Consider the following 2,900-nt stretch of genomic DNA (forward strand, 5'->3'; position numbering starts at 1 on the left):
CCTGATCGCTTCGTTCATCGGAGAGCCCGGCTACCCGAAAAAGGCAGCCGAGCTCAGCTCTGGGCATCGTCGCAAAGCCTAGCGAACGCCCTGCGCAGCTAAGCCATCAGCCGTGAAGATGACGGTTGGCCAGCGCTCAGTCTGCTTTTGGTGGTAGGACTGGTCGTTCATCACGTTGGCGATATAGGCGGTATTCGATAGAAGGTCGTTATAACCGAATGTCTGCTGTATCGCCCCACCGATTTCCGGCATCACGTAATTGAACATCCAAAGGGTTTTCCACAACTTGCCATCCGAATCCCAACGGTCACCGAGATTGGCTTGCCAGGTATCCTCATCGAGGTAATACACGCTCTTGGGAGCCTGATGTCGCTTGCCGGCCTTCAAGTTGGCCTCGACAATCCATACACGGTGAAGCTCCCAGCGAACATGCTCGGGGTTAAGATGCTGCCCGGTGACGATGTCAGACTCTTTGGCTTGTAGAAACCTGTTCTCGTTATAGGGGATGAGCATTTCCTTCTTGCCCACAAGCTTCCAATCGAAGTCGTCTGTCTTGCCGGAAAAGACACTCAGTTCGTCGTAGAACATGAGCCCTGCCGTGGTTGGGGTCGGTTGATCGCAGCACGCGTTGGGTACGCGGCGTACACGACGCTGACCAGACAGATAGGTATAGGTTTTCGACTTGTCTTCATCCACGTTCTGGCGTCCAACCACGATCTCGCCAGCGCGAATGGGTGGGCCGAGCGTCTCGACATTCAGCTCCCAGAAATAGCCGTCGAAGTTCGCTGCGTTGCCATCCTTGAAGTAATAGGGCATGCGCTGGCGCAGATTGGCGTTAGTCGTCAGAATCTGCTTGCCGTCACCGGTGATCTGGTACTGGTTGAGCGCGACCTGCCAGGAAGAGCCACGCCATGCCAGTTTGTGGTTCCAGATCGCTTCCTCGCCGCTCTTGGGAATAGGGAACGGGATACCACCGTAGACGTTCTTTGGAATAGGTCCATCCAGCTCTCCCCTGACAGCATTTTCAGCCGTGTTCTTGTATACCCAGTCCGGTGCCGATGCCGTACGGTGGGTCGGATAGACATCCAGACGGTAGCTGTCCGGGTACTTTTTCAGCATGGCCTTGACGCCATCAGTCAGCGTATCGGCGTACTGCTGCATATTCTGCGCAGTTACGGTATAAAGCGGTTTATCGTCTTTGAACGGATCGCTGCGGCGCCCGCTTGAATCTACAGGGTCAAGAAAACCACCGGTCCACGCCGGGATAGTCCCTTTTGCGTTGCCAGCCTTCTCGCCGCCCAAAGGCGTCAGCTCATGACCGAGCTTGGCAGCCTCCTCGGTCGATACGGCGGCAGTGGCAGGTTGTACCATCGTGGCGAGCAACGCCAGGGCAGTCGCGGTAAGACGAATATTCATCGAGGTGTCCTCCAACTCAGAATGTGGTCCGCACGGACAGGGTCAGGAAATCCCGATCCGCCAAGGCTTGTTTGTACTGTTGCTGCTGAGCGCTGTTTTGCGGCACACCCGGATCGCCGTAGAAATGCACGTACTGCACAGACACGGTCCAATCATTGAGATAGGTGCCTTCCAGGCCTAGGCTGATATCGCCGCCGTTATCCACACCGAAAGTCGGTCCGACGGCCGATGAATTGCCATGGGTGTAGCTCACCCCTAACGGTACTGCGAGGTCGAGGCCATCGAGAACCTGCCGATAGCGCGGGGTGAGGACCACTCGCATTGAAGCTGCATCACGATCAGCAAGCGGGTTGGCGAACTCTTTGCCGTCGGTAAAGCTCAGCCGTCTGTTCCATGCAATCTCGCCCGCCAAGGACGTTTCATCAGCCAACCAATTCGGTCGTAGCGTAGCGAGCCAATTCAGGTTCGCATGCGCGGTGCGGCCAACGGCATAACCAGGATTATCATCGTTGTCAAAGTTCCCATTCACAATAATCCCGACTGGCGTCTGAAAGATCGTCAGGCCGGTACTCGCAAGGGGAGTATTGTCGCGAATCGAGAGTTCAGCACCAAAATTCAGATTGTCAAAAGTTCTGTTGGCACTGATGCCGTAAGCCTTGATCCCCTCGTGGTAAACCTCTTGGAAAGTTAACGGTGCCGACTGCCCCGGCAGCCCAGCCCAACGCGTGTAAATGCCACTCGGCGCTGTCGCGTGGTAACGAATCGCGTGAAAACCAAAGTCGGTGTCCAAGAGTTCTGAGTAGTAGCGGAGACTGATCCCGCCTTGACCGGAGTCCTTCGCCCCCTTCTCGTCAATCACCGTAAAGGAGCCCAGGTTGCCAGCGAAGACACTTTCAGCTCCTGGGCCGACAGAATCGCTTGTAGCCAGATAGGAACCGATCGGCGGCAGACGACTTTTTTCCCATTCGTAACCTAGATAAGCGCCCACTGACAGCCCATCAGCCAGCGACGCCTGGACCGAGACCTTGCCGGTAGGGAGCAAAATCTCTTTGGTTGTAGAGCCCGGCACTGATCTGGCCTTGACTGCATCAACAGGACCCTGTCCACCCGCAATGGCGTTATTGGCGAAAAACAAACTTTCCCCGAACAGCACAGTGTGCCTGCCTGCACGAACCGTGACAGGGAGATCATTAGGACTGAATTGCCCGTAGACAAAGGCATCCAGCAACTCAGCGTCCCTTCCCATCACCCTTGCCGTCTCGGATGAGAACTCATTGGCGGGCTGGCCCGCCGGACGGTTGGCAGTCGTCGTGTCATTGTCATTGCTGCTCTGATAGACAGTGTCATACCAAGCCGCACCACTCAGCCGAAGTCCATAGTTCTGGTACTTCGCATCAAACTCGGAAAAGATATCGAGCCGTTTTTGGATCAACGATCCCTTATCGAAGTTATTATCGCCGTCATTCTGATTGGGCGACGCCGGC

The 2,900-nt window shown here is 55.7% G+C and carries 2 protein-coding genes; both read right to left on the reverse strand.

Going from position 1 to position 2,900, the window contains the following annotated elements; translation table 11 throughout:
* Positions 1 to 78: 78 nt before the first annotated feature.
* Positions 79 to 1,416 (reverse strand): DUF1329 domain-containing protein, encoded by a 1,338-nt coding sequence (locus tag HP546_RS28585; protein ID WP_172232694.1) that lies wholly within the window; start codon positions 1,414 to 1,416, stop codon positions 79 to 81.
* Positions 1,417 to 1,432: 16 nt separating this feature from the next.
* The coding region (locus tag HP546_RS28590; RefSeq protein WP_172232697.1) for a DUF1302 domain-containing protein at positions 1,433 to 2,900 on the reverse strand (1,468 nt) is incomplete at its 5' end.

The organism is Pseudomonas sp. CM25 (assembly GCF_013179705.1).
In the GTDB taxonomy this organism is placed as follows: Bacteria; Pseudomonadota; Gammaproteobacteria; order Pseudomonadales; family Pseudomonadaceae; genus Aquipseudomonas.